This window comes from Nostoc sp. (assembly GCF_036917135.1).
In the GTDB taxonomy this organism is placed as follows: Bacteria; Cyanobacteriota; Cyanobacteriia; order Cyanobacteriales; family Nostocaceae; genus Nostoc.
On sequence record NZ_JBALEA010000071.1, the window covers coordinates 111,494 to 134,553 of the forward strand.

At 43.0% G+C, this 23,060-nt stretch carries 21 protein-coding genes and 2 pseudogenes; 3 read left to right on the top strand and 20 right to left on the bottom strand.

Going from position 1 to position 23,060, the window contains the following annotated elements:
* Positions 1-225: 225 nt before the first annotated feature.
* From V7K50_RS21980 to V7K50_RS22010, 8 genes are all read right to left on the bottom strand, one after another.
* On the bottom strand, positions 226-912 hold the full coding sequence (locus tag V7K50_RS21980; protein WP_334963709.1) for a PHP domain-containing protein: 687 nt from the start codon (positions 910-912) through the stop codon (positions 226-228).
* A 367-nt stretch (positions 913-1,279) separates the two neighbouring features.
* Positions 1,280-1,546, bottom strand: coding sequence for a hypothetical protein (locus V7K50_RS21985; RefSeq protein WP_334963711.1), 267 nt, complete (start codon positions 1,544-1,546; stop codon positions 1,280-1,282).
* 383 nt (positions 1,547-1,929) lie between these two features.
* Positions 1,930-3,066 carry an AIR synthase related protein gene (locus V7K50_RS21990; RefSeq protein ID WP_334963714.1) on the bottom strand — a complete coding sequence of 379 codons (1,137 nt, stop codon included), beginning with the start codon at positions 3,064-3,066 and terminating at the stop codon, positions 1,930-1,932.
* 222 nt (positions 3,067-3,288) lie between these two features.
* A complete protein-coding gene (locus tag V7K50_RS21995; protein WP_334963716.1) occupies positions 3,289-3,495 on the bottom strand; it encodes a hypothetical protein in 207 nt (68 codons plus the stop codon).
* Between the two features lie 204 nt (positions 3,496-3,699).
* The gene (locus V7K50_RS30795; protein WP_442944653.1) at positions 3,700-3,774 is read right to left on the bottom strand and encodes a hypothetical protein; all 75 of its coding nucleotides are present in this window, start codon (positions 3,772-3,774) and stop codon (positions 3,700-3,702) included.
* Between the two features lie 12 nt (positions 3,775-3,786).
* Positions 3,787-4,389, bottom strand: coding sequence for a hypothetical protein (locus V7K50_RS22000; protein WP_334963718.1), 603 nt, complete (start codon positions 4,387-4,389; stop codon positions 3,787-3,789).
* A gap of 375 nt (positions 4,390-4,764) precedes the next feature.
* Entirely contained in the window at positions 4,765-5,367 is a 603-nt protein-coding gene (locus tag V7K50_RS22005; RefSeq protein WP_334963720.1) for a superoxide dismutase, read from the bottom strand.
* 485 nt (positions 5,368-5,852) lie between these two features.
* Entirely contained in the window at positions 5,853-7,460 is a 1,608-nt protein-coding gene (locus V7K50_RS22010; protein WP_334963722.1) for a bifunctional pantoate--beta-alanine ligase/(d)CMP kinase, read from the bottom strand.
* Between the two features lie 63 nt (positions 7,461-7,523).
* On the opposite strand from V7K50_RS22010, the gene V7K50_RS22015 reads away from it, so the two are divergent.
* Positions 7,524-7,703: a hypothetical protein gene (locus V7K50_RS22015; protein ID WP_334963724.1), complete on the top strand. Its 180-nt coding sequence runs from the start codon at positions 7,524-7,526 to the stop codon at positions 7,701-7,703.
* A gap of 163 nt (positions 7,704-7,866) precedes the next feature.
* On the opposite strand, the gene V7K50_RS22020 is transcribed toward V7K50_RS22015, so the two are convergent.
* A complete protein-coding gene (locus V7K50_RS22020; RefSeq protein ID WP_334963726.1) occupies positions 7,867-8,973 on the bottom strand; it encodes a septal ring lytic transglycosylase RlpA family protein in 1,107 nt (368 codons plus the stop codon).
* An 894-nt stretch (positions 8,974-9,867) separates the two neighbouring features.
* On the opposite strand from V7K50_RS22020, the pseudogene glsA reads away from it, so the two are divergent.
* Positions 9,868-10,860, top strand: a pseudogene (gene glsA / locus V7K50_RS22025) (glutaminase A).
* Between the two features lie 262 nt (positions 10,861-11,122).
* On the opposite strand, the pseudogene V7K50_RS22030 reads toward glsA, so the two are convergent.
* From V7K50_RS22030 to V7K50_RS22080, 11 genes and pseudogenes are all read right to left on the bottom strand, one after another.
* A pseudogene (locus tag V7K50_RS22030) lies at positions 11,123-11,308 on the bottom strand (GNAT family N-acetyltransferase); the annotation flags it as partial.
* Between the two features lie 65 nt (positions 11,309-11,373).
* Positions 11,374-12,186 carry a DUF1838 domain-containing protein gene (locus V7K50_RS22035; RefSeq protein ID WP_334963728.1) on the bottom strand — a complete coding sequence of 271 codons (813 nt, stop codon included), beginning with the start codon at positions 12,184-12,186 and terminating at the stop codon, positions 11,374-11,376.
* A gap of 541 nt (positions 12,187-12,727) precedes the next feature.
* Complete coding sequence (locus V7K50_RS22040; protein WP_334963730.1) at positions 12,728-13,909, bottom strand: AbrB family transcriptional regulator; 1,182 nt, start codon at positions 13,907-13,909, stop codon at positions 12,728-12,730.
* 354 nt (positions 13,910-14,263) lie between these two features.
* A complete protein-coding gene (locus V7K50_RS22045) occupies positions 14,264-14,602 on the bottom strand; it encodes a hypothetical protein (protein ID WP_334963732.1) in 339 nt (112 codons plus the stop codon).
* A 337-nt stretch (positions 14,603-14,939) separates the two neighbouring features.
* Positions 14,940-16,295 (bottom strand): aromatic ring-hydroxylating dioxygenase subunit alpha, encoded by a 1,356-nt coding sequence (locus tag V7K50_RS22050; RefSeq protein ID WP_334963734.1) that lies wholly within the window; start codon positions 16,293-16,295, stop codon positions 14,940-14,942.
* A 126-nt stretch (positions 16,296-16,421) separates the two neighbouring features.
* Positions 16,422-17,216, bottom strand: coding sequence for a DUF3598 family protein (locus tag V7K50_RS22055; protein WP_334963736.1), 795 nt, complete (start codon positions 17,214-17,216; stop codon positions 16,422-16,424).
* Between the two features lie 68 nt (positions 17,217-17,284).
* The gene (locus V7K50_RS22060; RefSeq protein WP_334803696.1) at positions 17,285-17,650 is read right to left on the bottom strand and encodes a Lin0512 family protein; all 366 of its coding nucleotides are present in this window, start codon (positions 17,648-17,650) and stop codon (positions 17,285-17,287) included.
* A 68-nt stretch (positions 17,651-17,718) separates the two neighbouring features.
* On the bottom strand, positions 17,719-19,029 hold the full coding sequence (locus V7K50_RS22065) for a M16 family metallopeptidase (RefSeq protein ID WP_334963738.1): 1,311 nt from the start codon (positions 19,027-19,029) through the stop codon (positions 17,719-17,721).
* 544 nt (positions 19,030-19,573) lie between these two features.
* Positions 19,574-20,506, bottom strand: a complete 933-nt coding sequence (locus tag V7K50_RS22070; RefSeq protein WP_334963740.1) for an SDR family NAD(P)-dependent oxidoreductase — start codon at positions 20,504-20,506, stop codon at positions 19,574-19,576.
* Between the two features lie 217 nt (positions 20,507-20,723).
* Positions 20,724-21,860 carry a cytochrome P450 gene (locus V7K50_RS22075; protein WP_334963742.1) on the bottom strand — a complete coding sequence of 379 codons (1,137 nt, stop codon included), beginning with the start codon at positions 21,858-21,860 and terminating at the stop codon, positions 20,724-20,726.
* Between the two features lie 476 nt (positions 21,861-22,336).
* Positions 22,337-22,900, bottom strand: a complete 564-nt coding sequence (locus V7K50_RS22080; protein ID WP_334803670.1) for a TetR/AcrR family transcriptional regulator — start codon at positions 22,898-22,900, stop codon at positions 22,337-22,339.
* 9 nt (positions 22,901-22,909) lie between these two features.
* Between V7K50_RS22080 and V7K50_RS22085 the strand changes: the two genes are divergently transcribed.
* Positions 22,910-23,053 (top strand): hypothetical protein, encoded by a 144-nt coding sequence (locus V7K50_RS22085; RefSeq protein ID WP_334963743.1) that lies wholly within the window; start codon positions 22,910-22,912, stop codon positions 23,051-23,053.
* Positions 23,054-23,060 lie beyond the last annotated feature (7 nt).

Here is a 23,060-nt window from a genome sequence, read left to right on the forward strand (position 1 = left end):
ACCCTGATTTTCAAACTAACCTGCGAAATGTCGGTTGATAAGCTGAAAAACATCTAATTTGCATAAATGAATTAAACATAAGTCTTGTGGGGTGGGCATCTTGCCCGCCCTAATCATGCAAGTTAAATGTTAAATGTGATATCAGGCTTGCCTCTTCATCAATACCCAAAAAAATAACCTCCTGGCACATTGAACCAGGAGATTTCAAAAAAAAAGGATTCATCTTTACAAGCGTTGTAGCAGACTCAAACCGTGGGTATCAGTACCACAGGTATTGAGAAGAAAGTATTCATCAGCCAACTTTTGCACTTGTTCTGATTCCAAGACGCTGGGTTGCCAGGGGTTAGGGTTATTGTAGGCATAGAAAGTTTCCACGCCATCGATACCCTTTTGGGATGCAGCTGGAATTAAGTCAAAATGCGATCGCTTGTAACGAGCTGGATGAGCCAAAACTGCCAATCCCCCAGCTTCATGAATCGCTGCAATTACGTTACTTGCCTGGTATTCTTGCCCTGTAGTCGGCCTTCTTTGCAGATAGGGTTTTATACTAGGGTGTTCTGGTGCAAAAGCATAAGCCAAAATGTGAACTTCTATATCCAAAAGGTTGGCATTGATTTCTGTGCCACTCCACAGGTGAGGAGTGCTTACACCAGGATTATTCCACTTCCAATCTTCTAACCAAGCAAGTGATGCTTGGTAGCCGATAATACCATGATGATCGGTGATGGCTAACCCTTTTAGTCCAATAGCGATCGCCTGTTCCATCAATGCACTCGGCTGCAACCTTCCATCGGAGTAGATAGTGTGCATGTGAAAGTTGAATAACCTTGGACAACTATGTGCATCAATGTTATGGAATACTTGCTTCAAAAGTTCTGCCGAAGCAGTAGTCTGAGCTAAATTTACAGCCATAACTCCCTCTGAATAAAAATATATATTCTCAACACACTAAAATGCCACATCTACGAGATTAGAAATAACCCGCACTAAAAATTAGTGTTGGCTGCTACTTTCTCAGTTTTCTCAGCAAATTTTTCAATATGTTAAGACTACGTTAGCAAATCTTAACGTCAGTAGTCATGGGTGTTTTGAACTACTTTGATTTTAAGTAGTACGAAAAATTGCATCCAACTTTTCGTAAATACGCCTATACTATCTGTGGTAAAAGACTTAGATACTATAGGTTTAGTAGAGTAATTATCTATAATCAGCCGAAAATATAACTCTATATTGCGTATAAAAACTATTATCTATCTCAGTGATTATAACTTTTGTCTAACTAGTAGTTCGCCAAACAAACTTTGCGGAGTTCGTAGTGAGCGGCTCCACCCCTCAAGCCAAGGACTAAAGTCCTTACTACGAACTTATTCACCAAGCATTGTTGATGTGGTAGACCACTAGTAATGAATTTAGCGTAGGCGTAGCCCAACCCAGGCATCTCACAAAAAAGCAAATCCTGTGAGTTTATCAAAAACTTGGGTCTAAAACCCCGTCGTTCTACGACGGCTTTTGGTAAAATACGGATAGTGGAAGGGTAATCAACCACTTAAAAAACCCCATTGCTGCCTAATACGCAGACGCTGTACCTTGACAATTGAATCTATAGGGTTCTACTTGTTGTTCTAGTAGTGCTTTTGCACATCACGGCAGTCGCTCTACTTGGGGAGACCCCAAGACCGCGCTGCCTCCTGAAAGTAGATAAAAGATTCACAGGGACTAGACGACTAGCATTAAACAAAAAACAAATTTTGCAGTAATGCAACTACGGTAGGGCATACCGAAAGTTAAAGCTTGGGGAGAGAACCACCTCTGGGTTAGGTAACGCAAGGAACCTAATTTAAGTGGACTCGTTGAATCAAGAATCCTCACGCCTTTAGGCTGAGGAGTGTCAAAATAGGTCTCACAAAACTGGCGATCGCTTGTCAATCACTATACCCCTCGCGCAATCCCAAAAGAATCTCCCTTCAACGTGACGCCAAGGGGTTCTACCACCACCTCACGACTAAGGGACGCTTCAACCCTTCCGGCAATCACAGCCGTTAGCTGATGTTCTCTTGCAAGGATGATGATTTTCTCTGCATCCTGCTCCGAGTCTGTATAGAATGCAAATCCTGCACCGTAATTGAATACAGAAAGCATCGTTTCGGCCCCGCCCTCAAGATGACCCTCAACAAAGGTAAATATCTCCGGTACTGGGAGCATTGTTTCGACGACATACCGAAGCGGTTTCACCGACCGCATCAGCTTTTGCCAGCCATGTCCAGTGATATTCTCCATCGCAGTGGGGCGAATTCCCTCACCAAGCACCGCCTGTACAAGAGGTGTATATAGATAGGATGCAGCATTCATCGCTTCCCAAAACTCCTGCCCACTTGGAAGTTTCGTTCTGTAGCCATCAGGGAGAGATTCGGCAAGCTTTCGCAGTGGGGTAAAGCCATTCTCATGGGGGCCAGAACTCTCAACGAGAACAATTGTATTTCCGGCATCCAGACGCGAGCTGTCAATAGGAGCGACACCAGCCGGCATAACCCCAAAAACCGAGCCGGCAATGTCGAGCCGCCCTGAAATCATCTTCGTTTTTAGTTGAGGAGTTTCCCCTGAGAGATAGACACACCCCACTCGTTTGCACCCCTCAACTACTCCATCCAGAAATCCATCAAGAAAAGCGGGGGTAAAGATTGTTTCAGGAGTGCTTGACGGCAGATATAAACCAAGAAGTATAGTCTGCATACCTGAAGTTGCGGCATCGTTGGTCAGACACGAGATAATCTTGATGCCGATATTCCACCAGAATCGTCGAAGCTCTTCTTCACAGAGGTCGTCAGGGCGGGTATCGTCTGCGGTGCCTAGTCCTTCGGGAACAAGTGTCATAGAAAGTTCTTTAGCCCCAGCCTCTAGAAAGGCAGCGAGGTTGAAGCTGAAAGCGTTGGCACTTGCTCCGAGACCTGACGCGGGCACAATGCCATAAGCGCTCGCAAAGCCAAGTGTGCGTTTTGCAGCATCGATGAAGCGGCGTTTTGCGGCATCGAGAGTATCGTAATCGACTTGATCGAGAGCTTGAGCCATCAGGTTGCGTTTTAAATTAGGAGTGAAAAGTTAGGAGTTAGGAATGAGAAGTTATGAGTTAGGAGTTAAAAACTTCCAAGAAATAAGTTATCAATCTTGTGGGGTGGGTATCCTACCCGCCCTGAATATGGGACGGGTTAGGAAACCCGTCCCACAAGAAAATTTAGGATGTTTTTTTATTTGGAAGTCCCTTAGAAAACTCCTAACTCTTAACTCCTAACTTTAAAATACCTCATCTTCAATACCGCGCCACCATTCCCCCAAATTCATCAAGTCTTTGTGAATATCTTCTAATTCTTTAGTGTAGACATCGTTTGTAAGGGTGACTCGACGCTCTTGCAATTTCTTGAGGCGCAGTTGTACCAATAGCCAAGGTTTAGTAATGCTATTAGTTGCTTCGATGTATTGCGCTAGTTCTTTGCTATCCATATATTTTTTTTATATTTTGATAATGTTATCCCTTAAGAGGATGTTTGAAAAGCATCAAGTTGTATAAAGATCCCCCCTAACCCCCCTTAAAAAAGGGGGAACCGGAATCAAAGCCCCCCTTTTAAGGGGGGAATAAGAGTCTCAAAGTCCCCCTTTTTAAGGGGGATTTAGGGGGATCTCCATAGGTGTATATAAAAAAACTGTTCAAACAACCCCTAAGTGTTTATGCGACGAAGAGTAATCTGGATTTACTTCGATCGCACGTTGGTAAGAAGCGATCGCCTGAGAGTGTCAATTCTCCTGCGCCATCCAAAGCAAAAAACCCAAGATTTGCTCAACAGGAGGGAGCGGGTAATCTGTAAGGTCAATGGTAACGCATTGCTCTTCGAGCTTCAGAAACCGCCAAACCGTGCCACTACTCACCGTTCCGTAAATCGTCGAAATCGGCTGTTGCTTTTGTTCGTTAAAGCGTTGAGCTGCAACCATTTCGGCGAGGCATTGCCCTAGCGCTGGTTTCAGGTCTTCTTTTTTGGCTTCCACCAGGATAACCGCAGGGGCTTTGATAAATAGCTGCTCTGGGGAACGACTAATGAGAAAGTCAACATAGCCAGTCAGTTCAGCTTCCGGTTCGACATTAAATTCCTCGCCAGAGAAAACGCTAATTTGTCCTTTGAGTTGGCGTTTTACCTCCAGTAACACAGGATTAATTATACCCTCAGAACGGGCTTTCTCGGTACTCACTGCGATCGCCCAGGGAATAGTTTCTTTAAGAATATCCACTAGCAAAGGGGTAGGGGTAACTGAGGGAATTTCTGGCAGGAAACGCGATCCTTCAACGATTGTCAGTTGGAAATCCTCTACAGCTTTACTGAGAGTGAATTTACTATAAGGCATAGCTTTATAATTCTTAGAGAGTATGATCATTATCTGGCTTAATTGTCAATGCCTGATGGTAAAGTTGGATATTGTCGGCATTAGAAGCACTCTCTAGATGCTTATTCCCCGCCTCGGGAGAGAGCGGGGAATAAGCTAATAAGCATTTAAGTTGCATAAAACCAGGGAACCAAGACGCTTCCTAAAAGCGAATCAGTCTGGAAAAATGAATGGCGATTAGCCTAGCTAGCAAAAACCCCTCTCATACAGCAGATTTCAGGTAAATGAAGTACATATATAAAACCCAAAACCTTGTAGAGATGTAGCACTGCTACGTCTCTACGTGTATTTGATTAGAGCGCAATCTGCTGTAATCAGTTCAAAACTGATATATGATTACCCATGAGCCAAGTTTTCAGCAGCGAAATCCCAGTTGATTACTTGGTCAAGGAAGTTTTTAATGTATGCAGGACGGGCATTTCTAAAATCGATGTAATAGGCGTGTTCCCAAACATCTAAGGTTAGGAGTGCTTTCTGACCATGAGCTAGAGGGTTCTCTGCATTGGGTGTCTTGATCACCTTCAGCGTACCACCATCATCAATCAACCAAGCCCAACCACTGCCAAACTGAGTTGTAGCTGCATTAGAGAACTCTTCCTTGAGTTTATCGAAGCTGCCAAAAGCTTGATCAATCTTGGCTGCAAGTTCACCAGTGGGTGCGCCACCACCTGCGGGCTTCAAAGAGTTCCAGAAAAAGGTGTGGTTCCAAACTTGAGCCGCGTTATTAAAGATTCCCGCTTTCGAGGAATCTTTAAAGGAAATTTTAATTACCTCTTCCAAAGACTTATCAGCAAGTTCTGTACCTTCAGTGAGCTTGTTTAGGTTATCTACATAAGCCTTGTGATGTTTACCATAGTGATACTCAAAAGTCTCAGCTTTCATGCCATAAGGCTCTAGAGCATTAAAGTCGTAGGGTAGGGGTTCTTGTACAAATGCCATTTGTGAAATCCTCTCTTTACCGGTTTCCAGTTGAAAGCTATTGCAGAAGCTTCGGAAATTAGCAGCTCTGTTTTTGACAGTTTTATGTATTTCATGATGAAACATAAAACTTAACATCGTCATTCTACTACCAAAGTGAAGACGAAAACAAAGTACTTCGGTGATAAGTCAAATCGCTAGGAATTCATGACTATAAATAAAAATAGCTAATATTTCATAGCGAAAGGCCAATAAGTAATTAGCATTTAACAATTAAAGCTTTCATACTTCTATCTTTAGTAGGATTAGTTGCAATGTAAGAAGTCAGTCTAAAGCGAGATGTTTTAATGTTTAAATAAATTTACAATCTTGTTTACTAGAAAGAGTTGATAGCCCCTAGTCAAATTATCTATTTTGTTTATCAATGCAGGTTTGAGGATGGTAAGTGAATAATCACTCACCCACCACCCTTTGAGACTAAAAGAACTAATAGCAAATCACGGTAACTACCACTGGGATAAACGTTGCTGGTAATAGTTAACAATTTGTGCCGTGACTTCAGACACTTTTAGACCATCAGTTTTAACTTCAATCGCATCCGTTGCTTTTTGCAAAGGGGAAATTTTGCGAGTGCTATCTTTCCAGTCACGTTCGGCAATGTCGTGTTCCAGCTGCTCTAAACTCACTTCAGGTAGACCTTGGTTGCTAAAGTCTTGCTGGCGACGACGGGCGCGTTCAATTACAGAAGCGGTTAAGAAGATTTTCACTTCGGCATCGGGAAATACATGAGTACCGATGTCCCGTCCTTCAGCAACTAACCCACCTTTTTTACCCCAGCTTTGCTGTTGTTTAACCAGTGCTTGACGTACAGATTTTTGGGCTGCGATCGCTGATACCTGAGATGTGACCTCAATGGTGCGAATTGCCTGGGTAACATCGGTATCGTCAATCAAAACCCGCCCGGTCGATTGCAAATCCTGATGGGGAGTAAGTTCAATTTTACACTGGTTAACTAATTCAGCGATCGCACATTCATCATCAATGGCAATTCCCTTTTGCAATACTAACCAAGTGACAGCACGGTACATGGCTCCAGAATCTAGGTAGACTAAATTCAGATTTGCTGCCACTTGACGCGCCACTGTGGATTTTCCAGCCCCGGCTGGACCATCAATGGCGATAATGGGTTGGCGATCGCGCAATATGATATTGTCAATCAAACGTGTAGCACCAAGACGAGCTGCGATCGCCAACATTCCTTCCTCCTCAACTTTTTCTAAAGACATTAACGTAGTCGGTTCAACTAATTCAATATATTCCAGTAAAATCGTGCTGACCATTGCCACTTCTTGCTGTACCATTGCTATCAACTTGTCGCGATCGCGATCGCCTGCAATGAATGCAGTTTCAGCTCGTCGCAAGCCGCGACATAACACGGCTGCTTGCTCTTTTGCCGTTGCAGACAAATATTGATTCCGAGAACTGAAGGCCAGACCCGACGCTTCCCGCACTATTGGACAAGCAACAATTTCTACTGGCAAATTTAAGTCAGCGACTAAGCGTTTAATAATTGCCAGTTGCTGACCATCCTTTTGACCAAAATAGGCACGGTCAGGCTGTACCAAGTTGAAAAGTTTGGTCACAATCGTAGCGACACCCTGAAAGTGACCTAGCCGAGAACGACCACACAAGCCTGTTATCATAGCAGATGGGGGGATAACTTGTGTAACCGTTGATTCTTGTATACTCTTCTGGGGAACTGCCATTTCTTCTGGAGTCGGTGCAAAAATGGCATCTACCCCAGCTTGTTCGCAAAGTTGTTGGTCTGGCTCTAAAGTGCGGGGATAACGTTGATAATCCTCATTGGGAGCAAATTGCAGAGGATTGATGAAAATACTCACAATCACCGTAGAATTTTCTTGCCGCGCCCGTTGGATCAAGTTTAAATGGCCTTGATGCAAATTCCCCATTGTCGGCACCAAACCGACAGCCGTCTGGTGCCAGCCAGTCATCTCATCTAGTCTCAGATCCTCAGTAACCCCAATCAGCTTGTTTTCTGAGCAGCGTTTAGTTAAATAGCAGCGTAAAGCTGCGACTGTTGTCAGCAGGCGCACAAAAATACCCCTAATTCTTATCGATCCCTCCCCCGTTAGTTTATATCTGAATAGAGGGAAGAGATGATTGAACTAGGGGAATTGTTATGTATTGGGAATTGGGAATTGGGAATTGGGAATTGGGAATTGGGAATTGGGAATTGGGAATTGGGAATTGGGAATTGGGAATTGGGAATTGGGAATTGGGCACTTGTACTGAGTTTCGACTATGCTCAACTACCGCGTTCGCGTAGCGTCTCGTAGAGAAGTCGTTGGCGCAGCCTCTCCAAGAGTTGTATTGGGCACTTGTACTGAGTTTCGACTACGCTCAACTACCGCGTTCGCGTAGCGTCTCGTAGAGAAGCCGAAGTATTGGGCATTGCAAAAACCCCTATTCCCCAGTCCCCAGTCCCCAGTCCCTAATAATTTATTTCCCCAAAACTTCAATATGCACTGGTGCCACGCCACTGCCCATCATTCCCAAAATCCGAGCCGCACCAGCTGAGAGGTCTATGACTCGACCCCGAACGAATGGACCTCGGTCATTGATCCGCACGACCACAGAACGACCATTGCGGGTGTTGGTGACACGGACTTGCGTACCAAAGGGTAAGCTGCGGTGGGCGGCAGTCATGCCTTCTGGATTGAACCTCTGACCGCTAGCAGTACGATTACCAGAACCATCATAGCCGTAATAGGAAGCCATACCTCTGAAAGAGATTTTCACTGGGCCGACGGAAATCTCTTGGGGCAATTTGGGTATTGATAGTGGCAGACGCACTGGTAAATTACCAATTTCTTTTAAGGGAGACGCATTGCCTAGTAGTCTCCGCAGGCGATTGGTTGCTTGCAATGCATCTTGCGCTAGATTGTTGGTGGTACCTGCTAATCGCGTACCTTCGTTGATTTCGACTAATTCTTCGCCATTAACTTTGATTACATAGCGATCGCCATTTTGCTTGAGGGGGGCGCTTTTGTTTTGCGCTTGATTCGCAACTGTAGATTCGTCCCCTGCTTGCCAACTTACGGTAATCTTACTCCCGTCCACATTTTGCCGGTTCAACTGGTTGATCTTGGCTGCTATTACACCAGCTATCTGAACCGGATCATTGTCAACAGAGTTAATCTGGTTACTCACTCCGATTACGTTACCAGTACTCACTATCTCTGGTGACTTGCTAGCAATAAGGGCGTACGATTGTACGCCCCCAGCATCTCCAACTTCACCAACTTTTTTACTTTCAAGATTTGTATTTGATACAGAACTCAAAAAGGTGAGAACGGGTATATTTCGGATAAAAAGGGTTGCCGCCTTACGTCCCTTAACGTTGTGAGGATGAATTTCTGTAATCACAGCATCCAAGGTTTGTTTTCCTGCTGTTGATTGATACTCTCCCACCTTCGTCACATTAGGGGCAGGTGATTTTTGGGATGCTAGTGCATTTCCCTTGGTGGTTTGAGTGCAACCGACTGAGGGTATACCCAAAACAGTCATAAACAGGGCAACAATAGTCCACAAATGTCTTTGATTCATGCGTCCATTTTTAAAGCGACTGTAGAACTTAAGTCTTGTAATTCGTCGGATTTGTAACTTTCTAAAAGTGACTCCTCTTTGGAAAAACTCGAACTCGTTTTTTTCATTTTTTATTTATAACTGCAACAGACTAGCATGAACCTTTTGGCTTGGGGATCAGGGTTTTAGCGTAATTATTGGCAGCTTTGTCAAATTCCAATTCCAGTTTTAAGGGTGAAACCTTTCTCAAATGAGGGCTTCGGCTATGTAACGCTTTTTTTGTCAAGTCGAAATTTTCTTAAAAAAACTTTACGCTGATTGTACGCGAAAATCACGATACCCTATTCACATCGGTTCTAAAGGCTCGCAACTACCCGTGTATTCTAGGTAACATCTGTTTTGGCTATTTCCTATAAGAAGGTAATATAACTTTAATTAAATAGCATCGGCATAAATACTTAAAATCATTTATTTAATTAAATATTCAGATTTCTCTATGAATAAGTCGTGACATGAGTTACATCTGAGATAACTATGCAAATTAGTTTGAGCTTAATATCTTTTTCAAAGTTTTTTCTACTTAGATCAATAATAACTTTTATTCCATATAATTAGACTGAAATTGGTGACAAATATAACTTGTAATAACAGTATTACTGAGTATCAAATAAAGGATTATACTCAACTTAATATTTTTTATGATTAATGATGAAAAAACTAGGAAATCTTGGCGATCGCTTGTATAACAGATTATATGTGTAACAAAAGTAACGGCATATCTTCTTGACCCTCAGTAATTGCTCAAGTATGATTTTTTAGAGCAAGCTGTATTTTCAAAAATCTTTGCAATTGTAGGGATGTGCGCTCTTACTATATCTATATATAGTAGATATTTTGGGAAATGCTATCAGCCTGATGACAGACCAAGCAGATCAAGGAGATTTAGAAATACAACCATCGCCATTAAAAGCTGTTCTCAACGAGTTGCATTCCCAGTACAAATCATTGGGGGAGGGTGCAGTAGCAAAATACATTCCCGAACTGGCAAAGGTAAACCCGGACTTGTTCAGCATTTGCATTGTGACAGTAGATGGTCAGGTTTACAAAGTTGGGGATTACAAGCAGATGTTTACTATTCAGTCAATTTCTAAGGTATTTGCTTATGGACTTGCCTTAGAAGATCATGGACTGGATTACGTTTTAACTAGAGTTGGCGTAGAACCGACGGGGGATGCATTCAACGCGATTATTTTGGATGAGCAATCGAAGCGACCTTATAATCCAATGGTAAATGCAGGTGCGTAGGCGTAGCCCGTCGTAGACATCGCAACCACTAGCTTAATCAAAGGTTCCGGGCCAACGGAACGCCTCAACCGAATGCTAGATATGTTTCGGCGATATATTGGCCGGGATGTATTCGTTGACATTTCAGTTTTTACCTCAGAACGGAGTACAGGGCATCGTAACCGCGCAATGGCTCATCTGATGCTCAACTTTGGCATGATTGACCGGAATATTGAAGAGTCACTGGATCTTTATTTCCAGCAGTGTGCTGTGATGGTGAATTGCCAAGACTTAGCGGTGATGGCGGCTACCCTTGCTAACAGAGGTATTAACCCCATTACCAAAGAACGAGCGGTGGATAAGCGTTATATCAAAGATATTTTGAGTGTGATGTATACCTGCGGGATGTACAACTTTGCAGGTGAGTGGGCTTACAAAATTGGGATTCCGGCGAAAAGCGGAATTTGTGGTGGGATTATGGCCGTTGTACCCAATAAGATGGGCATTGGGGTTTTTTCGCCCCTGCTGGATATGCGTGGTAATAGTGTACGGGGGGTAAAAGTGTGTGAAGAACTTTCCCAACGCTTAGGTTTACATTTATTTGATTGTTCAGGTCAAGAGTGAATTGGGGATTGGGGATTGGGTTGGTTGCTCTTGGGTAGCTTTGTCCAGATTCCTTCGAGCGGTTAGGGACTGACAAATAAAAAAATATCCAACTAACTCTTGTGGGGTGGGCAACATGAGCGCCCTATGACTTGGGCGGGCGAGACGCCCACCCCACAAGATTGGATAATTTATTTCTTGGAGTTCCCTTATTCCCCTAGTTGACTTATCCGCTTGTCCCCAGTAAGCATTATTCAATCCCAAATTTAGCGATCGCCAAATTTTAAATTATCCCTCTTCGCGTATCTATCCAACCGTATGCAACCTCAACTAGCTTTACTGTGGCAATCTTGATTTGCTTCTGATACACCTGTTGACCACCAAGGCTTTGATAGAAATGGGCTGCGGGGTTATCAGCTAAAACCCACACTAACATTGAACTAATATCAGACTGCATTAGCCTGGTGGCAGTTTGCTTCGCGGATCACCATCAGCTATCTCCTGGCAATAGTTCGATAGTTCTTTCGAGCTAGTTTACAATTCTTCTGCTTGGGGAAGCGGGAAGATTTCAGCAGCTAAGTAAGCTTGAAAATGCTTTTGGAAGTATAACCAGGAAGTCATATCTTCCCCATCTATTAATGCTTTTGGGGCTTGTTTATATAGAGGAATCCGATTATTAATTTCGTCTTGCAGCAGTGGGGGCAGTTCTGTTAAACCATTAACTTTGCTACCAACTGCACTGTAGATCAGTTGACCGGGGCGATCGCCCATTTTCATCCAGGGAAGCCATTGACCAATCCGATCCCAACTCAGTTTGAGTTCAGAAACTGAGGAAAGGGCTGGGTTGAATAAATCTGCGGTTGGCACTGTTAATTTAAACAATTCTGCCGCCTGATAAATTGGATTTGGGCTATATTCGGCAAATTTTGGCTCTGCTAAGGGATTGGGATAATAGGGAAATATATCAAAAACGAAGGTTGTGCTATCACCATCTACTTGGGCGGGGAAATTTCCCTCAAAGGTTCCCTGCACTGGATTATTAGCAACGTGAATCACCGGAACTGTCTCGCCTGTCCAAGGATTCTCCCATTTGGGTAAGATTTCATCTGTTTTTGGGTTGAGGTAGTAAGTTAGTTCCCTAGAAGTAAAATCCCAACTACCTTCTGCTGTGGGAATACATCGGCTAACGCTCAATCCCAAGATTTTAAACAGGAGTTGTCTTTTCTCGCCGGGGATAAAGGCGTAAATTTTACCTTTCCAAATTAGGAAAGTTGATTCGGTAGGGTCGAGGGAAGAACGAGTTTTAACCCAGTGCTGCGCTTCTAGTTCTTGGATTTGAGCAACCATCTAAAGCATCCTTTGTATTTGAAAGGGAGTTGGGAGTTAAAAGTTAGGAGTTAGGAGTTAGGAGTTAGGAGTTGGGAATTGGGAATTGGGAGTTGGGAGTTGGGAATTGGGAGTTGGGAGTTGGGAATTGGGAGTTGGGAATTGGGAGTACGGCAACATCTAAATCTAGAATAAGGCGTGAAGCTGATAGTTTGAAGGAAAGGGGGCAGAAAAGCAGGGAGGTAGAAGGGCAGAAAAGATATATTTTGGAATGTAAAAATGAGTCTTTGAACTCCGTTAATGAGTCTTTGGGACTTCCAAGAAATAAATTATCCCAATAAACGAACCACAGAGACACAGAGAGAAGTTGCGTGCGCGGGTTCCCCGCGTTGAGCAAACTTCGGGAGAACACAGAGAGAGGAGGAATAGAGAGAGTTTTTGCGTCAGTTTTGGAACATTTTTTTATTTGGAAGTCCATTTGAACTCCGTTAATGAGTCTTTGATACTCGTGAACAAGCATAAAAACTCCACTCTTTCACCCAATCCCCAATCCCCAAATCAGTTAAACTTGTGAAAGTTGCTGATCTAGACGGCGAAACAAAAACACCCAAAGTGGCAAAGAACTGTTAATTGCAATTAGTCGCACTAAATGACCAGTTGTGACAATTTCAACATTATGATTCAATGCTAGGGAAACCAGAATCATTTCTGCTGATCCTCCTGGTGCTGTAACTAAGAGACAGGTTAACCAGTCCCAAGAAGTTAATTGCATGGCAAGTATAGCAGCGATCGCACCAGCGATGAGGGTCATGGCCACAGACATTAAGGCATAGCCAACAGTCCGCTTCTGAAAGTTGGGTTTGTCTCCCCAATATTCACCAATGGTAATTCCCAGAAGCATTTGACCCAATAAGTTAATCAAAGGCGGCGGACTAAAGCTAATATCACCCCCAAAAGGCAACCAATGTAACAAAGGATTAAACCCAATACCAATCAACAATGCACCAAAAAAATCGCCGGCGGGAATTTTAAATAATATAGCTGGATAAACTACTAATCCAGTAAGTAGCAGTAGTAACAAGAGTAATGGTAGTTGAGAAAGATCGAGATTGAGCCAAGCAGGGTTGATTGGGAGTGTTTGAGGATAGTAATTACCAGCTGATGCCCTAGCGATGAAGGGAATCAAAACAACTACAGAGGTGACGCGAATCGCTTGAACTAGGGCAACCAAGCTGACATTTTGATTGTAATCGGCGGCGATCGCTGCCATAATTCCGACACCACCGGGAACTGTAGCCAGCATTGCTGTCAATAGGTTAGTTTTGCTGATGCGGGAGTAAATATAACCAATACAGCTGCCACTTAGCAGCAGAAACAAGGTAAGAAAAATAAATATAGGAATACCAGAAGCAACACTAGCTAGATTAGCGTGAGCATTGGAAGCGCCGACAGTTAAGCCGACAAGTGCCATTCCCACTTTTCTCGCAGTCCGGTTAGGTTGGGGGGAATATTGATAAAAAATTCGACATCCTTGAAGAATTACTGTCCCAGCAGCAATCCCGCCAAAGATCCAAGCAATTCTGCCAATGTGGAAGTTGGCGAGGAGTAAACCCAGAGGTAATGCCAGAAGCATTTCCAAGACAAGGACAATTAGTTGCTTTCTAAATAGCTGTTGTTTGGTAACAACAGGATTGTCATGAGTGTGTTCTTCCAGCGTGGGAGTAGCACTTACACTTTGATTCATCGATATAAGCTTTTTTATTAATTTAACTGATGTATTCAAGCTAGCGCGATCGCACAATATAACTAGGGGACTGACAACAAATAATTATTCAATCTTGTGGGGTGGGCAACATGAGCGGCTTTGGCTGTGGGCGGGTGAGACACCCACCCCACAAGAAATAGTTGAGTATTTTTTTATTTGTCAGTCCCTAGAGTCTATTAAGTCAAGTTTACTGGGTTCGTAGTGAGCGCTTTAGCTCTCAAATCAACGACTAAAGTCCTGACTAAGAACTTATTGCCTATAGAGAGAAGACAGGGGCACAATGATTATTGTGCCCCTACAAATAATTAGTATTCCTGGCAATGCTTTAGCCGTTTAATCTTCGTCAAGGGCTGGGAAAGCTTCTTCAAGCTGCCACAACCGATCTTTATTTTCAACGAACCAAATACGAGTTTTTGGAGTTAATTTACTCCAAATGTCTTCAACTGGGATGTGAGGAGATGCATATTGGTACTGTTGACCAAGTGATTTGAGATTGTCCGCTACATCATGGGGAATTCCGAATTGTTCCCAGTCAACTGTGATGTGTCTTCCCGAAACTCCGGCTGTGGGGTCGAAAACCAATTGTGCTGATCTGACTAAATCAGCAAAGTGTTTCGGTTTTAGTTTGGTAATTTCCTGAATTTGAAGTGATTCGTTATACTCTTGAGACATGATCGCCGCAGTGGTAAAGATTAGTGGTGTATTGAATTTACTGCCAGAGATTTTTATCCCAATATTTTTACTTTAGCGCAGAGTAGCTAAGTTCATCATGACTAAGATTATAAATCTGACTTTTCACGTTATCTGGAAAAGCTAACGCGAAACCTAACCCCCCAGCCCCCTTCCCTACAAAGGAAGGGGGAGAATTCAAAGTCTCTCTCCTAAAAGGAGAGAGAAATAGAAGTGAGGTTTTCCAGATCCCGTGAAAAGTCAGGATTATAAATTAGCAATCAGGTGTTGGAAAGAATTAAAACCCCCAACCCCCAATACCCAATATCCACTCCCTCTTTTAGTGACGAGTGTAAGAACGCTCAAAGAAAGTTTTGAATCTCTGGGCGATAGCGGATATTGCAACTGCTGCTACAGAAAGCGATATTGCTGCTATTTTGATTCTAGAATCATCTGCAAGTATCCCTACAGCAGCTAGAGCGATCGCTACCCCTATACAACTTTGTTTGACCCTATTTGTCACTTGATAAGCTTGATTACAGGAATGACAAATAAGTGTATGTTGCGAGAATCGGTCTAAGGTGATCAACTTTTGCTCGTCATCGCTACTACCGACATTTTTTGAGGTAGAATAACCTTGATAAAACGGCAAAGATGTCCCAAATTTATCTAGCCACTTGCGATACTCAACTACTAAAGTATCAGATGTTTTGAGCGGTAAATACACCTCTTTGAGATTTTGTCCCAAACGCTCAATTTGTGCCTTTTGTTCAACGACTAATTGCAAATCACCTTCTAATATTTTGTTTCTTAGTAATATGTGATCTAACCAGGGAGGCATCAGCTTAATTTTTTTGGTAAACAAGTTACCATAATTTCTGATCAGAATCCGACATCTATTCTTACCTAGTGGAATTGAATACAATGCTGTGCCCCCAAACTTACCTTGCTGTTCATTACCAAATTTGTAGAGAATCAAATTAGGAGCAATAAAATCTAATGAAATCCAAGGTTGATTGGGTGTCCGTGTTCGCCGCCACCTTCCTTTAATTCCCTGAATGTTGCTGTCAATGACTTCTAATTCCAGTGCTTGGGCATCTTTTCGACTTCCCATGATTCCATCATGGCTGATTGGAACATGAGCTGGGTCAATAATGTTTTCAATAAAATAACTTTGGTCGTAAGGTAGGTCACGTACATAATCTAAGTTGAAGCATTCCGGCTTATCCCAATCTGGTAGAGATGGAATTAGTGCATCAATAGCCGTTTCAGCTTCCCCTGCCCACATCCAAATGATCCCTTTATGTTCCAAGACTTTAAAGGATGATACGCAAGCATTTACCGGAATTTTGGCATCGGTTGGTAACTGGGGAATATGCAGACATTGACCATTATTGCCAAACTGCCAACCGTGGTATGAGCATTCTATTTTACCGTCAATAATTTGTCCATCAGAAAGTCTCGCTGCACGGTGAGGACAACGATCTGTTAAACAGATAAGCTCTCCATTTTGGTCTTTAAACAAAACGAAAGGTTCATCATACAACGAAAAAGTATAAGGATGATTTGTGGGAAAATCTTTGAGAAAACAGACAGGATACCAAGATTGTCTCCAGTTAAATTCTTGCTTATTCTCAGGTGTCTCAAAGGTAGAAGTTGTTGGCGTAGCTTGTAAAATCTCTGTTTCTAATGACATAGGTTTCTCAATTTTCCTATTATTTTAGACCTTTGTATTAGCAAATGCTTAATCCCAGAGACAGAATGTTTCTCAAATTTTCACAGATGTAAAACTTGGTAATTATTCAGCCAACTGTTTCATCTGCTAATCTTGCAAGCGAAATACTTCAGAAATCAACAATGTAAATGCACCTGAATCATCGTATTTAGCTGTGAGGCGTTTATACTCATTTTCTGCAAAAAACTTCCCGGCTACTATCTCAAATTCTTCTCCTATAGGCAACTTTTTAGGAATATTTAAAACGACACTATTGGGTAAGTAAAAAGTTTCATTTTTGCCATTGGTCGGGTCTAAAATAATCTCGCTAATTTCTTCTCGCTCCGAAACTTTTAAATCAGAGGTGATAGATTCTTTTGTGCCAATCCAAGTTCCTGAGATACTGGTTATTTCCTCGCTTGTTCTGCTGTCAGGAAAACTATTTAAATGTTCGCGCAGATGGAGAATTTTCTCTAAATCACCATTTTCTGTATAGATACTACCTATGCTAGTATTCCAATCTTGATGCTTTAAAAATAACTCAACTGAGAAAGTACGTCCCGATTCCACTTTTGTGGGAAGCCAAGTACTGGAACCATAATCAACAAGAGCTAATGCCCTTTTAGATGGGTCTGCTGGATGCAATAATCCATCAGGCTGATTACAAGTTTCCTTGTGAATTTCCCATTGTTTTTCTAGCGTAGTCCCGTCTGGTAAAGGGAAGTGATTTGTGTGAGTAATTACCGTTTTATCGGCATTGGGGCGCAAGTTCCTGATACCTTGAGAAGACTTAATGATTTCTTTGGCTGGTGAGTAAACAGTCCATATACCATACATAGACTGGCCTTCTGTGGTCAGGAATGCAAATAATTTTTCCCAGTGTTGCTCTTGGAGATTGGTCATTTTCTTAAATGAAAGGGAACAGGGAACTCTTTTTTTGTTAAAGTCACGATTTTAGGTACTGACTTTAATTACTCATTTTCGATCAGAACTGTGACGGCTGCGATCGCAATCAACATTTCGTCATTTTTATCGTTGAGTTCAGGAATCGCCCGCCCTTGAACGATCATCCCCCCAGATTCTACAGTGAGGGTTTTTCGACCAAATGGTAATACAGCTAATACTTCTTCTTCTCTAACTAGCTCTGGGTATGGAACTGCTACCTGAACCTCTATAATCATTTCATTGGGGTGACTTAAGCCAGCAACTTCCCAAACCCCAGGTAAAGCATTGTGAGCGATCGCATTCCGTACTGCTCTAGATGCTGCTACTGTTGGTTCTTGTCCATGCTGATCTATTCCCATCCCCATCTCAATAATCAACCGTTTACGCACCATTACTACCTCCGGTAAATTCTGCACCTTGGACTTGATATTTATATTAGTTCTGTACTAGTGTGAGTAGTTCATGGCTTGACAAAAACTACACCATAAGCATCTGGGGAAAGATACTCTTTGGCTGCTTGCATCAAGTCTGTTGCATCTTGGCTCTGAATGATCGCTGGGTAGTTAAAGGCGGGTTCCAAATCTCCTACTAAAGAATGATAATAACCATACAACCCAGAGCGATCGCTTGGTGTTTCGTTACCAAAAACATATGTGTTAGCTACTCGCCGCCGGATACGGGCAATTTCTGATTCTGTTACCAACTCTGTTTGTAGTTTGCCAATGTGTTGAGCGATCGCATCTTCTACAGTTGATAAATTTTCCACTGCACATTTAGCTGAAATATGAAATATCCCTTGCAAATTATTGCTCATGTTGCTCACAGAAATTGAAGAAACTAATCCCCGTTCTTCTCGTAAATCCCTTACCAGTCTTGATGTCCGCCCGTGTCCTAAAATTCCGGCTAAAACATCCAGTCCATAGGTGCGATCTAACTGGGTCATTCCTGGAACCCGCCAAACCATCACTAGCCTTGCTTGTTGCAGACTTTTATCGATAAATTCTCGACGAACAATTTCTGTAAATGGTGATTCAGGATTCAGTGGGGAGTGGGCAGAGATGCGATTAATCCCGTCTGTACTGGGGAGAGACGCGATTAATCCCGTCTGTACTGGGGCTTTTGTAAATCCTTCCGCAACAGTTGCAATTAATTCTTCTACGGGTAAATTGCCCACAGCCACAGCAGTAATTGAGTGGGGTTGATACCAATTAGCATGAAAATCTCGCATCTGTTGGGGTTTAAGTCCGGCAATCACCGATTCTGGCCCCAATACCGGACGGCGATAGGGTAGCTGATCAAAGGCCGTCTCCATCGCCCGCCGAAATATACGCCGTTGGGGATTATCCTCTGAACGCCTAATTTCTTCTAAAACTACTAATCGCTCACGTTCAAAGTCATCATCAGGAATACTCGCATTGGATACTACATCTATTTGTAATGGCGCAAGGTCGGCAAAATCTTTGGGCGCAGTCGTTATATAGTAATGAGTATAGTCTTGGCTAGTAGCGGCATTGGTGACGGCACCGCGCTCTTCAATTCGACGTTCAAATTCGCCGCTAGCCAGTCGTTCTGTTCCTTTAAAAATCATGTGTTCTAAAAAGTGAGCCATACCGTTAATGGCATCAGGTTCTACGGCGGAGCCAACTTTAATCCATAAATTGAGGTTTACGGCTTCAACTGGCATTTGCTCGGCAATGATTGTCAAACCATTGGGCAACTGGTGTAGTGTTGGGGCATTGAGACGGGGAAGTTTCCGCAGGGTTGAGGTCATTGCTACTTGTGCGTGAGGAGCGATGTTACTCCTTTATCTTATCTGCGACTGAAAATAAGTATCCTAATTACATAGCGATCGCCTCTCTATCCAATGATGATGAGAAGCGATCGCCCATTTCAACGAAGAGGCAGGGGGCAGGGGGCAGGGGGCAGGGGGCAGGGGGCAGGGGGCAGGGAGCAGGGAGCAGGGGGCAGGGAGCAGGGGGAAATGACCTCTGACTCCTGCCTAGTTTGCGGAACGGAACATGGGTCTGAGTCCCCCACTTCTTACAAGTGGTTCTCGTTCAGGTGGGGTTGAATCCCTTTTCTGTTCTATCCCCCTTGCTCCCTGCTCCCTGCTCCCCTGCCTCTTTTTCAACTATTCCTATAACAGAACACTCAAGCTTTCCAGTCCGTCCATGTAAGCTAAAAATCTTTTAATTTGCATCCTCAAAAAAATGAATCTCTTGTGGGGTGGGCAACATGAGCGCCCTAGTTGTGCAATCTTATTTGCGCGACAGCTTACCAACAGTGTTGAAATTGCTTTAAGAGTCTGGGTTGAGTCAACCCGAAGATGAGGAAATCTTTTTCTTAAATTCAAATTTCACACCGGTTAGTTTTTCCGATAGAACCCATAGTTTTTTGGCGATCGCTTTGTCTTTGGATAATTCGTTCGTTTCGGCTTGTATTGGATAGCCGCGCATCGTCATAAACCCATTGGGGCCGAAAAATTCCCCGCCTTTCAAGTCTGCTTCGATTGCCGCCCGCAAGGTTGGTAATGCGCCCATCGTGATATCTTGAGCAAAGATGCTGCTGAGATATTCCATAATGCCCCAAGTTCTCTGCAATTCGGTTGCCGTCCACCCCGGATGCGAGGCGGTTACAAGTATGTCGATACCATTATCTTTTAGTTTTCGGTCGAGTTCGTAGGTAAAATAAAGGCTGGCAAGTTTGCTGTCGCCGTAGGCTTTCCATTTGTCATAACTTCTCTTTTCCCAATTCAAATCATCGAAATCTATCTTGCCCATAATGTGTGCGCTGCTCGAAAGATTGACAATTCGTGAGCCTTCAGTGCCGATCAAAAGTTGCAAAAGCTGTCCCGTCAAAGCAAAATGTCCGAGATGATTAGTGCCGAACTGCAATTCAAAACCATCCGTCGTTTTTGAATACGGCGGAATCATCACACCCGCATTATTAATCAGTAAATCCAGACGCAAATAATTTTTCTGAAAGTTTTCAGCGAAATTTTTAACTGATGCTAAATTCGCCAAATCAAGTTCCATCACCTTTACGTCAGCATCTTGATTCTGTTGAAGAATTTTCGCCAATGCTTTGTTTCCTTTGTCCAAATTGCGAACCGCAATGATTACAGACGCTTGTTTATTAGCTAAAACCCGCGCTGTTTCATAACCGATGCCGCTACTCGAACCCGTTACAATTGCTACTCTTCCTTTTTGACTCGGAATATTTTCCGCGTTCCATTTTTGATTTTTCATTTTATTTAGTCCTACTTAATTAATCGAATATTTGTTTAATTAATTCTCAAAAAAAGAATTAATTAATTCATTACTGTATCCCATGCAATTTTATTGGATATCACCCCAACCCCCCTTAAAAATAAGGGCTTTTAGAGTTTCTTTTCCCCCTTTTGTAAGGGGGGTTAGGGGGGATCTTCGAGTTTGAAAATAGTCCCTACGCCCATTTCAACTATTCCTATAACAGAACACTCAAGCTTTCCAGTCCATGTACCAACAGTGTTGGAATTGGTTTAAGAGTCTGGGTTGAGTCAACGCGAAGGTTAGGAAACTCCTCCAGCAAAGCTTTCAGCGCAATCTTGGCTTCTAGTCGAGCTAAAGGTGCGCCCAAACAGAAATGAATTCCATTACCAAAGGCAAGATGTTTATTAGGTTCTCGATCAATGATGAAGCGATCGCCATTCTCAAACTTAAGTTCATCGTGATTGGCAGAATTTATCCATGCCCACACAAGTTGCCCTTGAGGAATTATCTGGTCTCCAATTTGGGTTTCTACTTGGGTGTATCGTTGTAAGTAAGTAATCGGGGAGCGATAACGCAGTACTTCTTCAATTGTAGTCGGTAATAGAGACAAGTCATTCCATAATCGTTGGTTTTCATCGGGATACTCATGCAGACACCAAATGCTATTTGTAATTAAATTAGTTGTAGTTTCATTACCAGCTACCAAAAGAACCATGCAAAAATCAACGAGTTCCTGTGCGGTCAACTTTTCTCCCCCTTCATAAGCCGTAATTAAATCGCTGATCAGGTCGTTGCCCTGATGATCGCGCCGGTCAATCAATAATTGGCGGAAATAGTCAGCCATATCTTTAATAGCAGTTTGATCTCTAGCTATGATCCCGTCTGACCAGCGCTTAAAATCTTCCCGGTCTTGAAAGGGTATACCGAGAATTTCTGCAATCACGATTATCGGCAACGGAATTGCGAAAGTATGTACTAAATCGACCTGTTTGTGTTGCTTCATTTGCTCCAACAACTCGTGAGTAAGTTCGGTAATTCGAGGAGCCAATGCTTCAACTCGATTTTCAGTAAATACCTTCTGTACTATTGAGCGCAGTGATTTATGTTTAGGCGGATCGGTGGAGACCAAAGACTGAGTGAAATCTTTTTGTTCGGGGGGTTGCGGCACTTTAGATGAAAAGGTTTTCCATTCGCTTAATACCCGTGCCACGTCATCATAGCGAAACACCATCCAACATTGATGCTCTGTGTCGTAGAAAACAGGTGTTTCCCGACGCATTTTAGCGAACCAAGAAAAAGGACTGAGTAGGAATTGTGAATCGGTCGGTAAGAATTGTAAAACGGCAGTCATAAAAATCTCCTTCATTGTGTAAAAAATTGCAAGTTGAACTGAGCCAGATAGTGGTACTATCTGGTAAATCATTGACTGTGAGAAAACTTTTGTGAAATTACGGAGTCAAGGGTAGGGCGTGTTTTAAAACTGCTCGTTTAGCCTCCTAACTTTTTAGATCCCCCTAAATCCCCCTTAAAAAGGGGGACTTTAAGAGACTCTTTGCCCCCCTTTTTAAGGGGAGCCACTGCGGTCTTGGGGTTTCCCCAAGTGGAGCAAGTGGCGTGGGTTGGGGGGATCTAAGACTTTGAAAACACGCCCTAGAGCGATGTCTGCGACAAGACGTTCGCGTAGCGTCTCCGACAGGAGAAGCATCTATATATAGATAGGCTGATTCTAGATGTAATCAACACAGCTATGACAAAAATCTCTAGACGCAAACACCAAATTAGGAAAGCGCCCAAATCAAGCCTTTTTAAGACTGTCTTAATTACGAATTACTCTCGCGCCAGTTTCAGCAGAGTTTCAATTACCTGCTTTTGCAAAGACTCCTCCGGGACTCCAAGACCAAAGAGGTGGACAAAGGATAGACCATTGATCGCTAGATAAATCACAGTTGCGATCGCTGGATCAAGTCCACTTGCTTCAATTTGCCGTTGCCAATCAGCAAAGTTTTCTTGAGCCGGCTTAAGTAATTCTGGATTTTCAGCAACTGCTGCTAGCAAACTGAATTGAATTGCACTAGAGTGACCATCAAACTTTCCATGTGACCGGATATAAGCTCTTAGCCAATGTCCTGGTGTATTCGGTGCATCATCTTGCTCCAATTCATGCTTTAGTAATACTGCCTTTTGATCAATTAGCTGTTGCAACATCCCAGCAATCAAGGCTTCTTTATTGGGAAAGTGGTAAAGTAATCCACCTTTACTGACACCTGCTTCGCGGGCAACTGCCTCCAACGTCAATGCCTTTGAACCATGTGCTACCATCACTCGCCCCGCAGCTTCTAGCAATGCATTACGGGTGACAGACGTAGATTTTGTTTTTTTGGTAGCAGTCATAGAGCTTGAATGATGGAACTAGATAAATTGTCCGGTGAACACAGTTTATCTGGCAACGAGATTGTCAATATCTTCTCTCATTGCTTCATCTGTGGGGCAGCAAGGCTAGGATTAGATTTATTGGGACTGCTTGCTCTGTTTGAAAATCAGTAGGACGTAA